Source organism: Neobacillus sp., assembly GCF_031988165.1.
In the GTDB taxonomy this organism is placed as follows: domain Bacteria; phylum Bacillota; class Bacilli; order Bacillales; family Cytobacillaceae; genus Neobacillus; species Neobacillus rhizosphaerae.
On sequence record NZ_DALZYO010000008.1, the window covers coordinates 121,922 to 142,000 of the forward strand.

Annotated in this window: 13 protein-coding genes and 1 pseudogene; 8 read left to right on the forward strand and 6 right to left on the reverse strand. The window is 35.1% G+C overall.

The annotated features are described in order from the left end of the window. Positions 1–175: 175 nt before the first annotated feature. Positions 176–1,511 (reverse strand): annotated as a pseudogene (locus tag RTR43_RS06660) (IS4 family transposase). Between the two features lie 521 nt (positions 1,512–2,032). Between RTR43_RS06660 and RTR43_RS06665 the strand changes: the two are divergent. Continuing rightward, positions 2,033–3,214, forward strand: coding sequence for a polysaccharide pyruvyl transferase family protein (locus RTR43_RS06665; protein ID WP_312470579.1), 1,182 nt, complete (start codon positions 2,033–2,035; stop codon positions 3,212–3,214). Positions 3,215–3,317: 103 nt separating this feature from the next. Next, positions 3,318–4,733 (forward strand): lipopolysaccharide biosynthesis protein, encoded by a 1,416-nt coding sequence (locus tag RTR43_RS06670; RefSeq protein ID WP_312470580.1) that lies wholly within the window; start codon positions 3,318–3,320, stop codon positions 4,731–4,733. Between the two features lie 630 nt (positions 4,734–5,363). Here RTR43_RS06670 and RTR43_RS06675 read toward each other — a convergent pair. The 5 genes from RTR43_RS06675 to RTR43_RS06695 form a co-directional block, all read right to left on the reverse strand. Beyond that, positions 5,364–7,928, reverse strand: a complete 2,565-nt coding sequence (locus tag RTR43_RS06675) for an Ig-like domain-containing protein (protein WP_312470582.1) — start codon at positions 7,926–7,928, stop codon at positions 5,364–5,366. A gap of 1,505 nt (positions 7,929–9,433) precedes the next feature. Further along, positions 9,434–10,459, reverse strand: a complete 1,026-nt coding sequence (locus RTR43_RS06680) for a transketolase family protein (protein ID WP_312470584.1) — start codon at positions 10,457–10,459, stop codon at positions 9,434–9,436. A gap of 13 nt (positions 10,460–10,472) precedes the next feature. Beyond that, positions 10,473–11,378 (reverse strand): transketolase, encoded by a 906-nt coding sequence (locus RTR43_RS06685; protein ID WP_312470586.1) that lies wholly within the window; start codon positions 11,376–11,378, stop codon positions 10,473–10,475. Between the two features lie 25 nt (positions 11,379–11,403). Further along, on the reverse strand, positions 11,404–12,057 hold the full coding sequence (locus tag RTR43_RS06690; RefSeq protein WP_312470587.1) for an L-ribulose-5-phosphate 4-epimerase: 654 nt from the start codon (positions 12,055–12,057) through the stop codon (positions 11,404–11,406). A gap of 157 nt (positions 12,058–12,214) precedes the next feature. Continuing rightward, positions 12,215–13,147 (reverse strand): sugar-binding transcriptional regulator, encoded by a 933-nt coding sequence (locus RTR43_RS06695; protein WP_312470588.1) that lies wholly within the window; start codon positions 13,145–13,147, stop codon positions 12,215–12,217. 294 nt (positions 13,148–13,441) lie between these two features. Between RTR43_RS06695 and RTR43_RS06700 the strand changes: the two genes are divergently transcribed. From RTR43_RS06700 to RTR43_RS06725, 6 genes are read left to right on the forward strand one after another with little or no spacing between them, the layout of a single operon-like run. After that, positions 13,442–14,869: a PTS galactitol transporter subunit IIC gene (locus tag RTR43_RS06700; protein WP_312470589.1), complete on the forward strand. Its 1,428-nt coding sequence runs from the start codon at positions 13,442–13,444 to the stop codon at positions 14,867–14,869. Positions 14,870–14,905: 36 nt separating this feature from the next. After that, positions 14,906–15,955, forward strand: coding sequence for a zinc-binding dehydrogenase (locus RTR43_RS06705; protein ID WP_312470590.1), 1,050 nt, complete (start codon positions 14,906–14,908; stop codon positions 15,953–15,955). A 15-nt stretch (positions 15,956–15,970) separates the two neighbouring features. Next, positions 15,971–16,804: a rhamnulose-1-phosphate aldolase gene (gene rhaD / locus RTR43_RS06710; RefSeq protein ID WP_312470591.1), complete on the forward strand. Its 834-nt coding sequence runs from the start codon at positions 15,971–15,973 to the stop codon at positions 16,802–16,804. A 2-nt stretch (positions 16,805–16,806) separates the two neighbouring features. Then, complete coding sequence (locus tag RTR43_RS06715; protein ID WP_312470593.1) at positions 16,807–17,286, forward strand: PTS sugar transporter subunit IIA; 480 nt, start codon at positions 16,807–16,809, stop codon at positions 17,284–17,286. 18 nt (positions 17,287–17,304) lie between these two features. Beyond that, positions 17,305–17,607, forward strand: coding sequence for a PTS sugar transporter subunit IIB (locus RTR43_RS06720; RefSeq protein ID WP_312470595.1), 303 nt, complete (start codon positions 17,305–17,307; stop codon positions 17,605–17,607). 56 nt (positions 17,608–17,663) lie between these two features. After that, complete coding sequence (locus RTR43_RS06725) at positions 17,664–18,713, forward strand: 2-hydroxyacid dehydrogenase (RefSeq protein ID WP_312470596.1); 1,050 nt, start codon at positions 17,664–17,666, stop codon at positions 18,711–18,713. The last annotated feature ends 1,366 nt before the right edge of the window (positions 18,714–20,079 follow it).

The following is a 20,079-nucleotide window of genomic DNA, read 5'->3' on the forward strand; positions in this document are numbered from 1 at the left end:
TTTCGTCTAAGAACTCCATGATGAATATCCAATTGGATATTAAAGAAATTAGACTTTATGCCTTTAGAAAACTCGAATCACCTGGTAGGTAGATAGGAGTTGATCATTGGCATTAATATCAATATTCCAAGAAGATATACTAAATAACTCAACTTTCGCATACTGAAATAGGCAGTTATGCCTTGATATAGTTGGGCAAGCCTGCGATCCATTGCTGTAGTTGACTTTTTATTAACTTTTGAATCTTCTTGTTACTCTCTTTAAAGGTATCTTCAAGAAGATGGATTAATTGCTGAAGCGCAATAGCCCAATCGAGGTCACTAATTTCATCACAAAGTTCATAAAACATACCACCTAGTGTTCTTTGGTCCGTACTACATCGGTTTTGCCAGGACAGCATAATGTATCGTGCAAAGACAATCGTTGTATGACTAATTAAGGAATCATAGGGACGACCTTGAAACTCCTTTTGGAGTTTTAATAAGGATTTCATTGTTTTTAAAAAAACTTCAGTGTCCCATCTCATGCCGTAAATTCTAATGATTTCTTGGTCACCTAACGTACAGTCTGTACCCAAAATAGCAAGCCACTCGCTCTTTTTATTACGATTACAAACGAAAACCATTTTGACTGGAACTCCGTTGGCTTGGGTGGTTTGTATAGAGCGAAGGAGCCCTTTTTTTCCTTGAATGGGTGCTGCTAAACGATAGAGTTCATCAAGCTCACGCGCTCACCATCTACAAAGTAAAGTTGCTTTAAATTCTTAACCATGCCAATTACATCTAGACCTTGTTCTTTGATGTTCTTAATAAGCGGTTGATGGGTAAACCAAGTATCCATTAACACATAAAAGGCACCGATCCCAGCATTCAGAGCCCGTTGAATCATGTCTGGGATTTGTTCTGGTGCAGATTGTAATGCTTCAAGTCGTCGTTTGTAACCTGAACTGCGCTTATCGATTTTACTTGTTATTCTGTTAATTTGGCTTGTTTTTGAGCTTAATAAAGAAAAGTCCACAGGAATGAATGTGGCACCATCTGACCAGCCGAGGGTAAGCATACGAAAGCATTTATAAAACCGCATTTTTTGAGAAGCATGATCAAAACAACGAGCTATAGTAACTCGACGGATTTACTACGATTTCGATCATACGAAGAATCATCTAACACCAAGACCTTCGGTCTGTCATGATTCGAGAGTCTCGTTACTTTGCCAATCGTGTGAGCACTAAGAAAAAGTAAAAATCTACGCCATGCAAAGGTAGACTTATTTAAAAAACGATAGACTGCATCTTTAGCAGGAAAATCGGGAGATTTTTTACTTTGAAGCGTCCGAAACCAGTTCTTGTTTTCAAAGATCAAACAAAAAATCAATTGAAAAAGATAACCACAAGAAAAGCCGAAAGACTTTGTAATACCAGCTTTTTATAAATGCTTCAGCAACTGTAATTCTTTAAATGTGGATTTTAGTTCATTTGGTAGTTGCTTATTTTGACCATTATTCGATATCATATAGGAGACACCTCTTCTGTATGGTTATTGTGATTCTAGACAAATCAACTATACCAAACCATGAGGTGTTTTTTCATACCTATTTTTAAGGTCAAGCACCATATTTCAACTACTCCGAACATTACAGTTATTTAAACTCATCACATTTTTCTAGGTGCGAAAGTTGAGTAAATAATTTTAAATTGAGCCCCAAAGTTTAAGGGGTATATGCTGTAACTATTTATTTAATGGTACCAAGCTCAATAGACAAATCAATTCAACATTAGTATCCTTCTTTGGCCCCCTCATAACCCAATTAAAAGAAAATATTGATAATGAACATTGATAAGATTTTGGTTTGTGGTTAGGTGGGAAAATCAGGACCTATATCTATTACTACTAATAATGACAGTTCAATTAGAGCAAGACTTCCAGTAATCATACTCGATCAAATATTCACTACAAAGGATAAAACCAAATTTTTTAAGCAGGTAATAAAAGTGAGCTGAATAAGTTCATCATATATAAATAAGAGGTATAAAATGAAAAAGGCATTGATTATAAGTTTTTTTAAAAGTAACAATATCGGTGATTTGGCATTAAGTAGTGCAATTAGTAATATCGTAAATTCGTATGAATATCAGGTAGTTAAATATGATTTTAGTACAATAGAACGTATAAATTCGCCAATCGATGAAATAAAGGAAGAGACTCTTCCAATTCCTGTACCTAAAGGAATTTCCAAAATGATAAAAAGGTTGATAATTAGGATAATTTTATTAGTCTTAGGCAAATATTTATTTGGATATTTAGCTATATTTTTAAAACGGAAAAACTGGAAGAATTTTATTTCTGATTTGAAGAATAGTGATACAGTCGTAGTAGGAGGAGGAAATATGATGATGGATAAACAGACCTTTTGGCCTGCATTATTACATTATTATTGTTTTCTTTCTAATAAATATAATAAAAAGGTCCATATTATGTTTATTGGGGCTGAGCCCCCTGAGTCGTTAATTAGTAGGCACTTATTTAAAAATGCTCTTAAGTATGTCTCAAGTATTTCAGTTAGAGACCCTGTTTCAAGGGATATATGCCAACGCTTAACTTCTAAGAACGTTTTTCAATCAATAGATCCTGTTTTCGCATTACGTCCGCAAATTTCATCACCATCTAAAAGGGGAAAAGTGGATATCGCTGTTTGTGTATTATCTGGTGTATGTTTTAAGGATGATTTTTCTTTTTCAAAGTATTTAGATGGATTATCACGTATTTTAAAAAAAGTATTGAAAAATCAAAGTGTATCATCGCTAACACTTTTTTCTACCGACACTGCTGATTACAATACTGTAGATCAAGTTCATAAAATCATGAATGATAATGGATTTAAAAATGTTCATGCTTTTAAACCTAAAGGATTGCATGATATTTATAGTTTATATCAAAATGTACAATATTTAATTGGTGGAAGAATGCATGCGATGATTATTGCTCAGAAATGTCTTCTTCCTTATTGTGGAGTAATTTGGCAATCCAAAGTAAAAGGTTTTGCTTTAGTGGTAAATAATTCTGAACGATTATTTGAACTAGAGGATTTTGAAGATACTGATCATTTATCTTCATTAATACTTTCTGATATAAATAATATTAATATACTAAAAGTTAACATGAAATTGACTAATATGCGCCTTGAGCAACAAGTAAATATAAATATTTTCTTATAGTTAGAAATTAATTGCCACAACATACTGTTATCAAGCAGATTATTCCAGACATTATTTTTACACAATCTATTAGAAGACCTGAAATCAATTGTGGAGTACTAAAATGAATTCATATAATAAACTTGCAAAAAATTCAATAATATTTGCTGTTGGTAATATTGGTTCAAAATTAATCACTTTATTTATGCTTCCTTTTTATACTAGACTTTTAACTAAGGAAGACTATGGGCAGATAGATTTTATTCTTACAACCATAGCACTAATATTACCACTATTTACAGTTAGCATTGTGGAAGCAGTAGTAAGATTTAGTTTGGATAGGAAGAATTATAGTTATGGAAAAGTAATGACAAACAGTGTGTTTTTTATTATTTCAGGATTTATTCTATTACTTGGAATATATCCATTAATATCTCAAGTAAGTTTTATTGGACATTATGATTTGATTTTTTATAGTGTATTTTTTATACAAGCCGTAGATGGTTCTGTAAAACAATTTGCAAGGTCAATTAATCTAAGCAAAGTATATATGATAAGTGATATGTTATATACATTTGTTTTTGTATCTTTTAATATTCTCTTTATTTTATATTTTAAGATGGGAGTCCAAGGTTATTTCCTTTCTATGATTCTTGCATATGTTTTTGACCTTGCTTATCTATTAAAAAAGACAAGAGTAGATAAATATATTCGAATTGCTTATTTAGATAAAAAGACTATGAAGGCAATGCTTTTTTACTGTATTCCACTTATCCCCAACACAATAATGTGGTGGATAATGAGCATTTCAGACAGATACATTTTAGTATACTTTCTAGGACTAAGTGCTAATGGGTTATATGCAGTTGCAAATAAATTTCCATCAATAATATCTACCGTTTCAGCTATTTTCTTTCAAGCTTGGCAGGTATCAGCTATAGAAGAGTATGATAATGCAAACAAGGATAAATTTTACTCAAATGTTTTTAATGTATTCTTCTTTGTTATGCTAATATCTACTTCAATTTACATGCTTTTTAACAAGTTAATAATATCCATACTTGTATCTAATGAATTTTATTCTGCGTGGAAATATGCACCAATATTGGTTTTGGGAGTTGTATTTTCAAGTTTTTCTAGTTTTATAGGAACTAATTATGTTGCGATGAAAAAGACCAAAGGAGCATTTTATACATCTTTCATTGGGGCATTAATAAATTTTATTTTGAATCTATTACTAGTACCTACATATGGGATATATGGTGCCGCTATAGCTACCCTGATAAGCTTTATAACAATGTGGGGACTAAGGATTTTTGATACTAGAAAATTTGTGAAAGTGAACTATCCTATAATTAAAATGATATTATCATTATTTCTAATAGGTATGCAATTACTTATTGGATATTTAGATTTAAAATCTATTGCAGTGTCAATTATTAATATATTGATTTTATTTATGATTATACTCTTAAGTTTAGAATATACTAAAAAACCGGTTCTATTTCTTTGGAGTAACTTTCTAAAAAATAAAGGATGATAAGCTTAATCAAGGGGAATAATCCATTCCATGTGTTAGTGTATCCTAAATTATTCAATGTAAATTTGTTATATGAAAGAGAATCCATTCGACTTTATTAGTATTGATTACTCTTCTTCTTATCATTTTGCAGTGTCTTGGAAACCTAAGATCCACACATGGAAAATACTCCGAATTCCACAGAATTCCAAAAATGGATTTATGAGATGTATTTAGAATATTATTTATGTGGTATTCCTTTAAGCCCCTTATCATATAGTTTGGGTGTATGATAGTTTATTTCACCTTGAATTCGTTCATGATTATACCTTTAAAATACACAATTATTGTACATTTAAGGATATGAATAAACCTCTTACTAATTATCTTTATGAGTCTTTAGTAGAGGTGTGAGATTTATAATAGAATAACTAATTTCACGTATACAAAGAAATAAATATAAAAATACCCTCAAATTATGAACGCCATAATTTAGGGGTATTTTAGTAATAATCAACCTTATAAAATAATCCTGTTTGTGCTTCGAAATAAAAGTTATCTACAAACTTACCTTAATGCTTTGCATGTACTATGATTTTGTAAGAGATATTTCTAACCAGATATATCTGTATTAACGTTTATACTTGTAATCTAATTACTATATACTTCATAATTCATTTCAGTCCGTGCTTCATAAAAATAGTTATCTCCAAACTTATTCTTATCCTTTGCATGCACTATGATTTTGTAGGATCCAGATTTAGTGGGCGTCCATGTAATTGTATCATTCCTATCATATTCCTGAAGAGTAGTAAGGATCCCATTTTCTGAGATATAGAAACGATATTCAGGGTTTAAACTCCCTTTTGATGATGCATTTATTTTAATAGGGATACCTATCAATTGAGGTGTAATTACATCAGTGCTGACGTTTACACTTGTAACCTTATCACCATATACTTCATAATTCATTTCAGTCCGTGCTTCATAAAAATAATTAGCCCCAGACTTACTCTTATCTTTTGCATGTACTATAATTTTGTAGGTTCCAGATTTAGTGGGCGTCCAGGTTATTGTATCATTATTATCATATTCCTGAAGAATTGTTAGAGTGCCGTTTTCTAAGATATAGAAACGATACTCAGGGTCTAAGCTTCCTTTTGATGATGCATTAATTGTAATAGGAGTGCCTATCACTTGAGGAGTAGTTACATTAGTGCTGACGTTTACACTTGTAACCTTATCTCCATATACCTCATAAATCATCTCAGTTCGCGCTTCATAAAAATAGTTAGCGCCAGACTTACTCTTATCCTTTGCGTGTACAATTATTTTGTAGATACCAGACTTACTTGGAGTCCAAGTTACAGAGTCATTACTCCTATATTCTTGAAGAGTGGTCAGACTCCCATTTTCTGAGATATAAAAACGATATTCAGGGTCTAAACTCCCTTTTGATGATGCTTTAATTGTAATAGGGGTACCGATAACTTGTGGAGCAGTTACATTAGTACTGACACTTACATGCGTAACTTTATTTCCTTCTACTTCATAATTCATTTCAGTCCGTGCTTCATAAAAATAGTTAGCGCCAGACTTATTCTTGTTTTTTGCATGTACTATGATTTTGTAGGTACCAGACTTAGTTGGAGTCCAAGTAACTGTGTCATTACTACTATATTCCTGAAGAGTAGTGAGACTCCCATTTTCTGAGATATAGAAACGATATTCTGGATTTAAACTACCTACTGCTAATGCTTTTAAAGTCACAGAAGTCCCAATATTTTGTGGACTAGAATGACTTACCGATAATGTTACCGAATCAACTTTTGAAATATCGCTAATTACTGTTACTTCTTTTGCACTACTAATATTACCAAATGCATCCTCCGCAGATACTGAAACTATGGTTCCTGCAGCCTGCTTTGTAACATTAATTTGGAATTGTCCTTTTGTATCAGTTGTTGCTTTTCCAATTACTTGGTCATTAACCTTTGCAATAACAGTAGTTCCTAATTCCGCAGTTCCAGTAATTACTTCATCAGTATCTGTAACAGGATTAACAACAGGTGCGGCTGGTGCTGTTACGTCTGTAACTATTACCTCTGTTGCTTCACTTACATTGCCTGCAGCATCAGTTGCTGTTACAGAAATTTTCACTCCTGCTGCTTGATTCGCAATTGTGATTTCAAATTTTCCAGATTGGTCTGCGGTTGTACGACCGATTTCGTTGCCGTTTACTTTTGCTACAACAGTTGCTCCTGCTTCAGCTGTACCTTTAATTACTAAGTCTGCATCTGTAACAGGATTGACAATCGGTGCATCTGGAGCAATTTCATCAAGAATAGTATAAACAAAGGTTGCGATATCACTATCATCTGAACCATTTGCTGTTGCTAATGCTTTAATTGTAGTGTCTTGTTTAATTACGATAGGTGCTGTGTAAGGAGTGCTATTCTTTGATGGTGTATCCCCATTAGTAGTGTAGTAGATTGTAGCTCCTGCAGTTAAAGTAGATAATTGGATTGCTGTTCCAGAAGGCACTTTTCCAGATTTAATGTTTGAGGTTACAATATCAACCTTAGTCGGTGCTGTCTCTAAATCCATAGTATGAGAACCAAGATAAGTAAAAGTATCGACTAGATATCCATTCCACTCTAATTCTGGAATAAAGGCGTCATTAGGATTGGTATCTCCAGATGTAATATTGCTTTTACGTACAAGGGTTTGATCAGTGGTTTTTACGGTAGTTCCCCATCCAGCGGCACCTGGATCTTTTCCGATTTGTCCAATAGAATCAATGACCGTTGTACCCTTCTTCAATACAATAGCATCGTTTCCATTAAAAGCCATGACAGTGCTATTTGTCGTATTTCCCTTAGGTTTTAATTCTGTACCTGATGATCCATGAACAATTACATAAGTCGCTCCATTTGCAAGGTTTATTGACCCTAATGTTAATTTACTGGATACGGTGGAAGAACCATTGGTGTATAACTCAATAGTGTAGGCGCTTAGATCTACGGCTTTACCAGTTCCGTTATAAATTTCAAGTGCCTTATTATTACCGCTCCCTTCAACATATTCCGAAAAGATTAAATCAGTAGCAAAGGTAGCTGCTCTAACAGAGTTTAATGCAAAGTTTGGCGATACAATACTAAATAACATCATAAAAACTAGAAAAAGAGAAATCTTCTTTGAACTTTTGCTTTTCAATGTCAGTACACCCCCAAATAGAATAGTTACTCCATGTTTTATTTCTAAAATATTACATTATCCCTCCTCCGAAATATTTCCTGTATTAAAAATTAATACCAATAATAATTTTATTATGAAAATCTGAATTATTCAACAACATTCTGGTAAAATAGTCCTAATGAAAGTACCAGTCAAACCTAGAAGTTTGATAGATTTTGTCGAAAAAATAATAGGATGGAAGTGAATATTAAGGTGCTAATTGTGGGTTTTCCTCCAAAAATTGCATGATAATGTCTATTTTTGAGAAGGGAACCCGGTTTTATTGTCTATGGTTCTTTTTGCATGCCACTTTTTTCCCATGTTTGTTACGCGTTGAAGTTTGATAGATTTTGTCGAAAGATTTTAGAATCAGAGTGAAGAATTAACTAGTTTAAAATTGTCCTTTAGAATGAAGCTACAATCAACTATCACAATTTAAAATGTAGCAAAAAAAGTTATTCCCAATATAGGAACAATTATGGTTCAGCCGCCATCTAACTATTTTTAATTGAAAGTAAAAAAGCGTAATGGTCCATGGATATAGGATCATTACGCTTAATTGTATTAATTTAATTCCTTCACATCGATAAATACATCGAGAATGTACTTTTTTAAGGGATGGGTATTTGATATCCCTAAGTTTGTATGCATTTTTTGAATAGCTGTTTCCCATTGATCCTATGAATTTGGCCGCTTACCATTTCATCTCCAATAAAATAGATAAATAGGAGATAAGCAGGGAGATGATTAAATAATTACGGTGCCTGTCACCGCTCGATATATGTCGAGATTTGTAGAATAGCAGTCGACTAATGAAACATGGGGACAGTTCTTTTCTTTTATTTTGGAATTGCGATGGAAGTATAGGGCGATTCATATAATCTGAAGTTTTGTACATAAAAAGGCACAACTAGTGGATATATGTTCTGAGATTGGTAGAATGACACGAGGCAGGACAAGTGGCAGAAACCTCGCTCCTTTAAAGCGCGAAAGTGCTTTGGTGTGGAAAAAAGTAAGAGACTTTCAAAAAAAGTAGCTCTTACTTTTTTTGTGTAAGCGTCAAATAGAATCCACCTATTAACATATAACATATTGTGAGATAATCTCTTCAATTCAAAGTTTGATGAGGTTTTCTATGTCCAAGAAACAAAATACGTCATTGCGTAGAGAGTGGGATCGATAATCGCTTTTTTCAGAGCGAGTCACAGCCGGCATCCTTAGGGTGATCGCGATCTTTTGTTTTACTTAATCATAAAAAAAACCTCCTATACAAGTTATTGCTCAATAATGTGCAATTAAATTGTACAAGAGATTGTCCCTTTGATTGTCCTAAGTGTCCCTAAACCTTGCCACACCTGGCACATTTTAATGTCTTTCTTCAAAAAGTTCAATATAAAAAAACACCTCTTGTAATCCGCTTACTTTCCGCCGCAAGAGGTGTTACTTATTTGTCTCTGAAAATATTATTCTAAGAAAATGAGAAATTATAAAGCGTCAGGATCTTTTGTGGAGATTACTTCAAGACGAATTTCTTCTAGATCTTTTTCTGAAATACCGTAGGATTTTCCTGTTAGTTTTTCTACACCTTTTACAAGAGCAATTGCATCCAAACCATAGTGACTCATTAAATAATGCTGGGTAGCACCATGAGCAAACGTATCATTTAGCCCAAGTTTTACCAAAGGTTTCCCGATAGCATTCTCTGCCATTACTTCTGCTACACATGTTCCTAAGCCACCAATTACAGTATGATTTTCCAATGTAATTGCACCGTATTTAACCTTTTTCAAGGCTTCAATAACTGCAGGGTCAGTAAACGGCTTTAATGTAGAGATGTGCAAGTGCTGAATCGATAATCCCTTTTCTTTAAGTGCCTTTGTTGCACGGATTGCTTCTTCTGTACAAATACTGCTTGAGAATAGAGCTATATCTGTCCCCTCGCTTAACACTCTAGCTTTATTTATTTCAAATGGCTCTTTCCTATCAAATAGCCTTGGAACATCTTTGCGAAGCATACGGATATAGACAGGTCCATTTACTTTTTCCACTGCATCTAAAATGGTTTCTACCTCAGTAGCATCTCCAACATCAATAATTGTCATATTTGGCAAGCTTCTGAGTACAGATACATCTTCAATCGCCTGATGAGTGACACCACCGGGGGTCATAATTCCTGGTAAGAATCCGACCAATGTCACTGGTAGATTAGGATATGCTACTGACATCGCTAATTGGTCATACGCCCGACGGTAGAAAAATACAGCAAAGGTATGAAGCCATGGTCGGAATCCTTCTCTCGCAAGACCGGCCGCAAATCCTAGCATATTCTGTTCAGCAACCCCCATTGAGAAAAACCGGTCTGGATAGGCTTCCTTAAAAGGTTTAATTTCGCAGGAGCTGGTTAAATCCCCCGATAAAACAACTACTTCTGGTCGATCTTTAGCCCAATCGACAAGGTTTTTTGCATGAACGTTCGATAAGATTTCTACTTTATTTGCAATAGTATCCACCTAAATCACTCCTTTACATTTGTTTCATAAATTCGAGGTATTTTTGTTCTTCTTCCTCAGATTTAAAGCGTACATAGTGTAAGAAAGGTTTTCTTTCTTCCAACATTGGTATTCCTTGGCTGGAATTGGAGTAGGAAAGAACTACAAGTGGTTTTCCATCTTCAGCTGGTTCTGCTGCCTTAATTATCGCTTCAATATCATGCCCGTTGACGGAAATTACGCGTGCGCCAAAGGATTCACAGCGACTTGACAGCGGTTCAATATTCATGACATCCTTCGTGTATCCATCTAATTGCTGGCCATTCACATCAACAAAAACAACCAAATTATCTAATTTATAAAAAGAGGCGGCTTGAAGTGCTTCCCAAGTTTGACCTTCTTGAAATTCACCATCTGACATATAAGTGAAGATTCTTCCTTGTTCTCCTTTTAGCTTACGGGCGAGAGCAATACCACCAGCAACACTAATGGCTTGACCAAGCGACCCTGTCGTGCATTCAAAACCAGGTGAATGTTCTGCCCCAATCATTTCAAGTGTACTTCCATCTACATTGAATTGATCCAAGCTATTAGGTGCCATTCTTCCACTTTCAACTAATGCTGAATAAACAACTACTGCATAATGTGCAGGTGAGAAAATTAATCTATCATATGGAGCTTTTGTAGATCCGTTGTAGGCAGCTCCTGTTAAATAATCCATATTATTACGACCTGGAACCCCAGGGAATTTAGGTGGCACAGTAGGTGCCTCACTTGGTGACAGATTCATAATGTTCGTATAGAGTGCTGCTATTGTTTCTGCAGATGAACACGCCTGGCTAAGGTATCCACCTTTTCTTTCTATTGTTAACTTTAAAATCCATTTCCGCATATTGTTGGCCATATTTTGTATTTCTGAAACAGAATATTTCCTACTCATTTTATTATCCTTCCTTCCCATCAGATTACTTCTTTTGACCATAATTATTTTGATAAAAATCATATACTTCTTTAATATAATCTTCTGCTAAAGGCTGAATATCATTGCCTAATGATAGTGCATAATGAACACTTTGTGCCGTTTCTTCGAGGATAACGGCCGCTTTGAGAGAAGCAGTACTAGACTTACCAACAGTAAAGACTCCATGACTTTTTAATAAAAGTGCGGAATTGTCACCAATTTTCTTAACAATTTCTGCTCCAATTGCTTTTTCACCTACTGCGGCAAGGTCAGAAATCGGAATTTCTCCACCAAAAACAGCAGCAGAAGTCGTTGTATAAATTGGCAGCGACTTTCCTCGGATTGCAAAGCAAGTTGCATATGGTGAGTGTGTGTGAGTGATTCCATGGATATCAGATCTATGTCTATAAACATATAAATGGGATTCTGTATCAACAGATGGTGCTAAATCTCCTTCAACCACATTTCCATCTAAATCAACAATCGTTAAATTTTCAGGTGTTAAATCTTCAAAGTGAACTCCACTTGGCTTGATTACTACTAGGTTACTTTCAGGATCTCTTGCGCTGACATTTCCACTAGTCCACAAGACCAATCCATTGGCTGGCAATGCGATGTTATCTTTCCATACCCGTTTTCTCAATTCATAAAGTAACATTATTGGCATCCCTTTCCTGAAATTAAGTTCATAATATTTAACATTTGTTCACGAATATTATTTCATCATTATGAACACTTGTCAATGAATATATTTTTTAAAAATAAAAGCAAATAAAAGAGGTAAGCAAAATTTTGCTTACCTCTTTGTATTCTCATTATTCAAGAATTTTTAAAGCTAATGCTTCGTCACAAATTAGTACATTAACAAGCTTTCCATTCAAGGCCCCAATGGTCGGTTCAGCTCTATCAGCTGAAACCACACAACCGATACTTATCGGTGCATTACGTAAAATATCTAATTCACCAGCAACAGGGTAAAGATTTTCTCTTTGAACTTCTACTCCATTAAGATTATACATTCTACCCATTAAATGGCCGACCGCCCCTTTAGCTTTTAATGCCATAACATCCATATTATTTAAACTTCCTGCTTTTCTTAATGTATTATGCTGCGGTTCTAATGTACCAATTCCATTTACTGTGATATCTACTTTTCTGCCATATTCGATTACTTCTTTTATCTGTGGTTGATCCAACATTTCTTGCTGGAGCTGCTTAGAAGTAACATAGGCAGGGGAATTAAGGATACAATATTTTCCGTTTAGTTTTTTCGCTAATCGATACACCAGTTCTGTCCCATCAAGACTTTGATCAAGTACACCTATACTGCCAATAAGCTGGACAGCTAGTATATTTTCGAAGTTAGTTTCAGGTAAGCAATTGACAAGCTCTCTAACTGCTTGCCCCCACGTTATACCAATTGACATATTATCATGTAGAAAACCAAGCAAGTATTCAGATACTGCTTTTCCCACATTCGCCATAGATGTTTCGTAATCTGGACTACCTGTTATTACAACTGCATCTTTTAATTCGTATTTCATTCGTATCGCTTCTGATAAACTGGCATTTTTCTTAATAGGAGTATTGATGGTGAAGGTTACTATTCCCTGATCTCGTGCTTCATCTAATAATCGCGATACAGATGGCCGAGATGTCCCGATAATCTTCGCTATTTCATTTTGATTTAATTTATGCTGGTAATAAAGTTCTGCTACCCGAATTAGTAGAGAATTTTTAGATGACATGCTACTGTCCCTCCAATTATGATAAAAAATACAAACATTTGAACATATGATATTTAGTAATGTAATAAAACCATTGTTTATAATAACAATTTCACATTTTATAAAAACATAATTTTTTCATTAAATCAATTAATTTTGGTGTCTAATAGAGTAATTTGACTGATTTTAAAATATTCAAAAATTTAATGAAAGCGCTTGATTTTTTATTGACAATGATTGCTTGTGAATGTAATACTTGACATATGTTCTTAATTATTAACCTTTGTTCATAAAACTGTTTGGGGGGTTATTCTTTTGTTAGAGACGTTAAAAAATGTGTTTGATGCTTTTGGTGCCGCAATTTTTGTCCCTGTCATGATTTACGTTATCGCCCTGATTTTAAAGGTTCCCGGGAAAAAGGCATTTAACTCTGCCTTATCCGCAGGTGTCGGTTTAACAGGTTTCTCGCTCATCACCAATTCGTTTATACCAATTATGGTTCCAATTGTTGACCGAATGGTAAAAACCACCGGGATTGATTTACCAATCCTTGACATTGGATGGCAAGCTACCTCAGTCGTTGCCTATTCCACACAAGTAGGTCTCGTTTTCATCGGCATAGCTCTCATTGTTCAAATTGCCTTATTTCTTTTAAAATGGACCAATATTTTTATGCCGGGGGATCTTTGGAACAACTATTCCTTTATGGTATGGGGCTCCATGCTGTACTTATTAACAGATAATATGTTTCTTGCAATCAGTTGTATGGTTGTTTTAAACCTATATATCTTGCTGTTTGCAGAGGTCTACGAAAAAAGGTTTTCAACCTATTATAACTACCCTAACTGTGCAATGACTGCACCTCACCATATCGGAGCAGTCCCATATGCGATTGCAATGGATTGGGTACTACGCAAGCTTGGGGCTGATAAAATAAATTTGAATCCTGAGTCCATTAAAAAGAGACTTGGATTTATTGGGGAGCCTGTTACTCTCGGTTTAATCTTAGGTATATTACTTGGAATTGCCGGTAACTTTAATCAATTAAATAGTTTACAAGCTTGGGGACAAATCTTTACTGTTGGTATTTCTACAGCAGCAGTTATGGCTGTATTTCCTAAAGTCGCTGGTATCTTCGCATCAGCCTTCACAAGTTTAACAGATGCCACCAAGAAAACAGCAAAGGGTTCATCTAAAAAGCAGAAGCGTGAATGGTATATCGCAGTTAATGATGCAGTTGGATATGGTGAACCTGCGACGTTGATTACTGGAATTCTCCTCATCCCTATTATGGTTGTTTTAGCGATTATTCTTCCAGGTAACAAAGCATTACCGATGGTAGATTTAATTGCCTTGCCTTATATGATTATCGTCATTATTAGTATCTCTAAGGGTAATATCTTTAAAGCACTTATCTCAGGTGCCATTTGGTTCTCGCTGGGACTTTATATGTGTACAATTACAGCTGAGCACTTTACTGAAGTTGCCATGGGTGTTGGGATTGATATTCCAGCTGGAGTTATGATGATCACTAGCTTTGGGATTATGAATAATCCGTTTATGGCTGTTGTTTTCTTGGCATTTCTATCACAAAATGTGTTTATAATCACAGGTGTCATTGTTCTTTATTTCATTCTCTATGTATTTGTCCGTAAAAATAAAACTCGTATTCATGATTATTTAGAGACTGCAGGAACGAAACAAGAAATTCCTGAACAGGTGACATCTTACAAAAGTATATAAGTAGCTCCTATTTTTAAAGAAAAAAGGTGTGAAGAAATGAAAGCATTAGCTAAGAAAAAGCAAGGCTATGGAAATATGGATATTATAGAAATTGAAAAACCAGAACCAACAGGGAATCTGGTTAGAATTAAAGTAGCTTATGCAGGTATTTGCGGTACGGATATTCACTGTTTTAAGGGAGAATATGATCGTATGATTCCTCCACTTGTTTTAGGGCATGAATTTTCCGGTATTGTTGATGCGATTGGGGAAATGGTAACGAAAGTAAAGCCCGGCGATAGGGTAACAAGCGAAACAACACTGTGGACTTGTGGAGAATGTGAAAGCTGTCGAAATAAAGAATATAACTTATGCCGCAATCGAAAAGGTCTAGGATCTCAAGTTGATGGGTGCTTTGCTCAATATGTATTAGTCCGAGAAGAAGGAGTCCATAAATTAGCCGATAATATCAGTCTTCTTGCTGCCTCTATTACTGAACCGATTGCATGTGGTGTCCATGCTTCTATGGAGAAATCCGATGTTCAATCTGGAGATACAGTTGTTATTTTAGGTCCTGGCCCCATCGGATTATGTTTGGCTCAAGTCCTTAAATCAATGGATGTAACAGTTATTCTCGCAGGGATTACCAAAGACAAAAAACGTTTAGAATTAGCCAAAAAGCTGGGTGTTGATTTCACCGTAGATACACAAAAAGAAGATTTAACTTCCATTGTGGATGAGTGGACAAATGGTAAAGGTGTCGATATCGTTTTTGAGTGTTCCGGTGTTGCCGCTGTTCTTAATAATATATTTGATTTGCTGAAACAAAAAGGCCAGTTAATTCAAATGGGCGTGTTTTCAAAACGTGAGAACATGCTTGCTTTAAATGAAATTGTTCAGCGAGAATTCAATATCACTGGTTCACGGTCGCAAAAGCCGTCTTCTTGGATTAAAACCTTAGAATTAATGAGAACAGGCAAAATTGAACCTGAAAAACTGATCACTCGTATTGAATCTTTGGATAATTGGGAATCCGCCTTTGAAGCAGCTATGGAAGGATCAGAAATAAAAGTAGTTCTACAACCCAATGTTCTGGATGTAGAATAGGAGGTATTTGATACTGTGAGAAAACAATACCCTTGCGCAATAGTCCAAGAAATTGCCAAAATGGCTTATACTATGTGGCAATTAGGATGGGATGAGCGAAATGGAGGAAATATAAGTTATATCGTAAAGGAAGAAGAAATAGAAGACAATATCGATTTGAAAAAAATAACAAGACAGATTCCCATTGATTTTGAAATGGGTAGTAGTCTTTTAGATGGAAAGCTGTTCGTTGTAACAGCTTCAGGAAGTTATTTTCGTAATATGCTAGAATTCCCAGAACAGAATATCGGAATTATTCGATTGGATTTAAAAGGGAGAAATATGGATGTATTATGGGGCCTTGAAGGTGGGTCCGTTCCAACAAGTGAACTACCCACACATTTATTGAGCCATGAAACGAGATTATTGGTTGATCCCAATCATCGGATTATTCTTCATAATCATGCCACCAACATCGTAGCCTTAACTCTTAGGGAACCAGCAGTTGAAAAGAAAGTATCTTTACTGCTTTGGAAAACGTTGACAGAATGTATTTTTATATTCCCTGAAGGTGTTGGAGTAGTTCCTTGGATGGTGCCAGGCACCGTTAACCTTGGAAGGGCCACATCTAAAAAAATGCAACAATATCGAATTGTTATTTGGCCAGGCCATGGAATTCTTGCTGCGGGTAATTCCATTGATGAAGCTTTCGGTTTAATTGAAACGGTCGAAAAAGCAGCAAAAGTTTATCTTTTAGCCGGACCTAATGCAGAGTATCTTCTTACTGATGAGCAGTTGATCTTGCTCTGTAATGAATATCAAATACCAGTAAATGGTGAAATGTTAAAATTTGAATTAAAGGAGGTCTAGATATGGAGTTGATAAATGATTGTTGTACGGAGATATTAACAGAGCGACTTATCTGTCTGAAAGCAGAAGTGAAAACAGCTGAAGAAGCGATTCAACTCGCTGCTGATAAATTGGTAGAACAGGGGTTTGTAAAATCTGGTTATGCAGAAGCTGTGATTGAACGTGAAAAGACCTATCCAACAGGTCTAGCTGGAGCAGGGTATAATATCGCCATCCCTCATACAAATCCTGAATTTGTAATAAAACCTGGAATGGCTATAGTGATTCCAAAGGAGCCAGTTACATTTGCAATGATGGGAACTCCTACTGAGAAATTAGAATGCCAGATGATTTTCCCACTAGCAATGGAACACCCTGACAAGCAACTACAACTTTTAATGAAGTTAATGTCATTTTTCCAAAGCAAGGAAATACTTAAGCAAATCCATGAGGCAGAAGATGCCTCGACCATTGTTCAATTATTGAAGGATTTAGAAAACTAACCCTAGGAGGAAAAAACTATGAAAAAAGTAAACATTTTATCTGTTTGTGGTTCAGGTACTGTAAGTTCAGCTATGGTAGGGCAAAAAATCAAAGAAATGCTAGGTGAGCATGGCTTTGACTGTCATATTGAAGAAATAAATCCAGGAATGGTAGCAGGAGCTGTTGGAAGCAGAAAAGTGGATTTAATTGCGTTTACAAGTCCGATTGACCCAAAGGATGCGGAAGGAATTCCTCAAATAAATGCAGTGGGCGTCTTAACTGGAATGGATGAGGAAACATTTATGGAACAAGCTTTAGAAGTACTAAAAAATCTAAAATAAAAAATAGAGAGAAACTGCTATGATTCCATAGCAGTTTTTTCTAAAGGAGCATGAAGATGAAAATTATTATTATTGGCGATATCCACGTGGATGTTGATTTTTTTGCAGAACAGGCTGTTCAGCTGCAATGGGGAGAAGCACCTGAGATTACCAAAGTAATATGGAAGCAAAATAGTAAAGAAGAATTTCAGTATATGACTAGTATTATTGAAAAAAATGGGCCGGATTCGGTAGAATACCCAAAAATACTTGATCAAGAAGTGGAGGATGCTGATATTATATTGACACATTTTTGCCCCCTTCCAGCAAATTTACTTAAAAAGGCAAAGAAGTTAAGATTAATTGGTACCTGTAGAGGAGGTTTAGAACATATTGCTGTAGAAGAAGCGTCGAAACGGAATATTCCAGTTATCAACTCAATCCGAAATGCTGAACCTGTTGCTGACTTTACAATAGGATTAATGTATGCAGAGACGAGAAATATTGCTCGTTGCCACGAGCAAATAAAAGGAGGAAATTGGCCAAAGAGTTTTGATAATTCTTCCTATACTGCTAATTTAAGTGAAAAGAAGGTTGGAATTATTGGCTTTGGCAATATCGGGAAATTAGTAGCCGAAAGATTAGTAGCATTAGGAGTAGAAATACTTGTATACGATGCTTATATGACAAACGAAAATATAAAAGAGTCGCAACCAAAGGCTATTCCCGTTTCCTTAGATGAACTATACAGAGAATCGGATATAATATCTGTACATGTACGTTTTGAAAAAGGAATGCCCCCATTAATAAATAAAGCGGCTTTTGAAAAAATGAAACCTAACTGTACACTTATTAATACCAGTCGCGCCTATGCTGTTGATGAAGATGCATTAATTGATGCCTTACAAACAAAAAAAATAGCAGGTGCTGCATTAGATGTATTTAGTAGTGAACCTATACCTATGGGCCATCCGTTATTAACAGCTGAAAATGTAACATTAACTTCACACATTGGCGGAGACACCGTTGCTGCAATACCTATGTCACCGAAGGTCCTAATGAAAAACATATCAGAATTCATAAAAAATAACGATTCATTAATTACGGTGCCTGTCACCGCCCGATAAAATCACATTAAGCAGATAAATCTCAACAATTTTCTTCAGTAATCTGATGCGGAAATCTAGTATTGACGCGGGCTCAAGGTATTTTTAATCAAACGTTTGATTAGTTAAGAAAAAAGGAAATCAAGTAGAATATAATCAGTTCAAAAGAATAGTAGCGATATTTAGGGAATATTGTATTTTTTTCTGAAATAATCATTACAGTTTTTAGACAAAATCTTTTCTTTCCTGATGGATAAGATCTCTATATAGCTGAGTTTGCAGCGTCTTTAATCAAACAATTGAATAGTATAGCATATACTGAAATCAGTCGATATGTTGCGTTAAAGGGGATTAGCTTATCTGTGTGTTAGTCATAGTCCATTTATCTATCATCTTTCAACAAATTTTTCCCACTTTCAGATGAATAAATCTTTATTTAATAGGGTTTGCAGCGGATTTAATCAAACGTTTGATTAGGAAGAAACAGAGGAGAATCTAGTTGAAGCATGTATCTTTCTATAATCAGTCCTCCTCCTAAACTAGCTGGCCAACATTTCGAAAGGGATAGCAGGCTTTTCGTTTTAAAATGATGCCTTATTCAATGCTGCATCCTACTATAACCAGGAGCCAATTGGTCAAAAGGGGGTACTCTAGGAAAAGGCACAACTCTGGTTCAGACACCCTACAAGGTTCGTTTTTGAAAAAATCATTATCACATATAGAGGACAACTCTCGACATTTATTTTCCGAGATTAGCTTGAAAAACCCAGTCTTGAAGCAGGCTGATACCATATTTAATTAAACGTTTGATTAGTGTTGAGATAACGGGGAATTAGTTGAAAAAGGATCGTTTATGGAGAAATCGTTCGTTGAAATGAATGGAGAGATGGTTTGCATTAATATCTACTGAAATTGTTGACAATCTTTTTGCCCGTTTAGGAAACAAAAGCCTGAGATAACAGGGACTCCAGCGGATATAATCAAACGTTTGATTAGTTTTTTTACCTAAGAAAATCGGTTGAAATATGTCTGTACAGACAGAATGTGGTCGAAATAGCTAGAATAGAATGGATTTCCCTTATTATTTCCGTCAATATTTTTAAGGGTAAAGGATTATAAACGCCTATGTAACAAGGCTTGTAGCGTTTTTAATTAAACGTTTAGTTAGGAAGAAACAGGTGTAAATCTTTCACCGAGGCACTGGGGGAAATTGTCCTTTAGAGCTCTCCTATTAGACAGTATCACCGGAGCACTGGGGGAAATTGTCCTTTAGAGCTCTCCTATTAGACAGTATCACCGTGTCACTTGTGGATATTGTCCTTTAGAGCACTTCTATTAGACAGTATCACCGTGTCACTGGGGGAAATTGTCCTTTAGAACTCTTCTA

Coding starts and splice junctions, on each gene's coding strand:
- RTR43_RS06665 (WP_312470579.1), top strand. CDS start 2,033: ATGAAAAAGGCATTGATTATAAGTTTTTTTAAAAGTAACAATATCGGT.
- RTR43_RS06670 (WP_312470580.1), top strand. CDS start 3,318: ATGAATTCATATAATAAACTTGCAAAAAATTCAATAATATTTGCTGTT.
- RTR43_RS06685 (WP_312470586.1), bottom strand. CDS start 11,378: ATGAGTAGGAAATATTCTGTTTCAGAAATACAAAATATGGCCAACAAT.
- RTR43_RS06690 (WP_312470587.1), bottom strand. CDS start 12,057: ATGTTACTTTATGAATTGAGAAAACGGGTATGGAAAGATAACATCGCA.
- RTR43_RS06695 (WP_312470588.1), bottom strand. CDS start 13,147: ATGTCATCTAAAAATTCTCTACTAATTCGGGTAGCAGAACTTTATTAC.
- RTR43_RS06705 (WP_312470590.1), top strand. CDS start 14,906: ATGAAAGCATTAGCTAAGAAAAAGCAAGGCTATGGAAATATGGATATT.
- RTR43_RS06715 (WP_312470593.1), top strand. CDS start 16,807: ATGGAGTTGATAAATGATTGTTGTACGGAGATATTAACAGAGCGACTT.
- RTR43_RS06720 (WP_312470595.1), top strand. CDS start 17,305: ATGAAAAAAGTAAACATTTTATCTGTTTGTGGTTCAGGTACTGTAAGT.
- RTR43_RS06725 (WP_312470596.1), top strand. CDS start 17,664: ATGAAAATTATTATTATTGGCGATATCCACGTGGATGTTGATTTTTTT.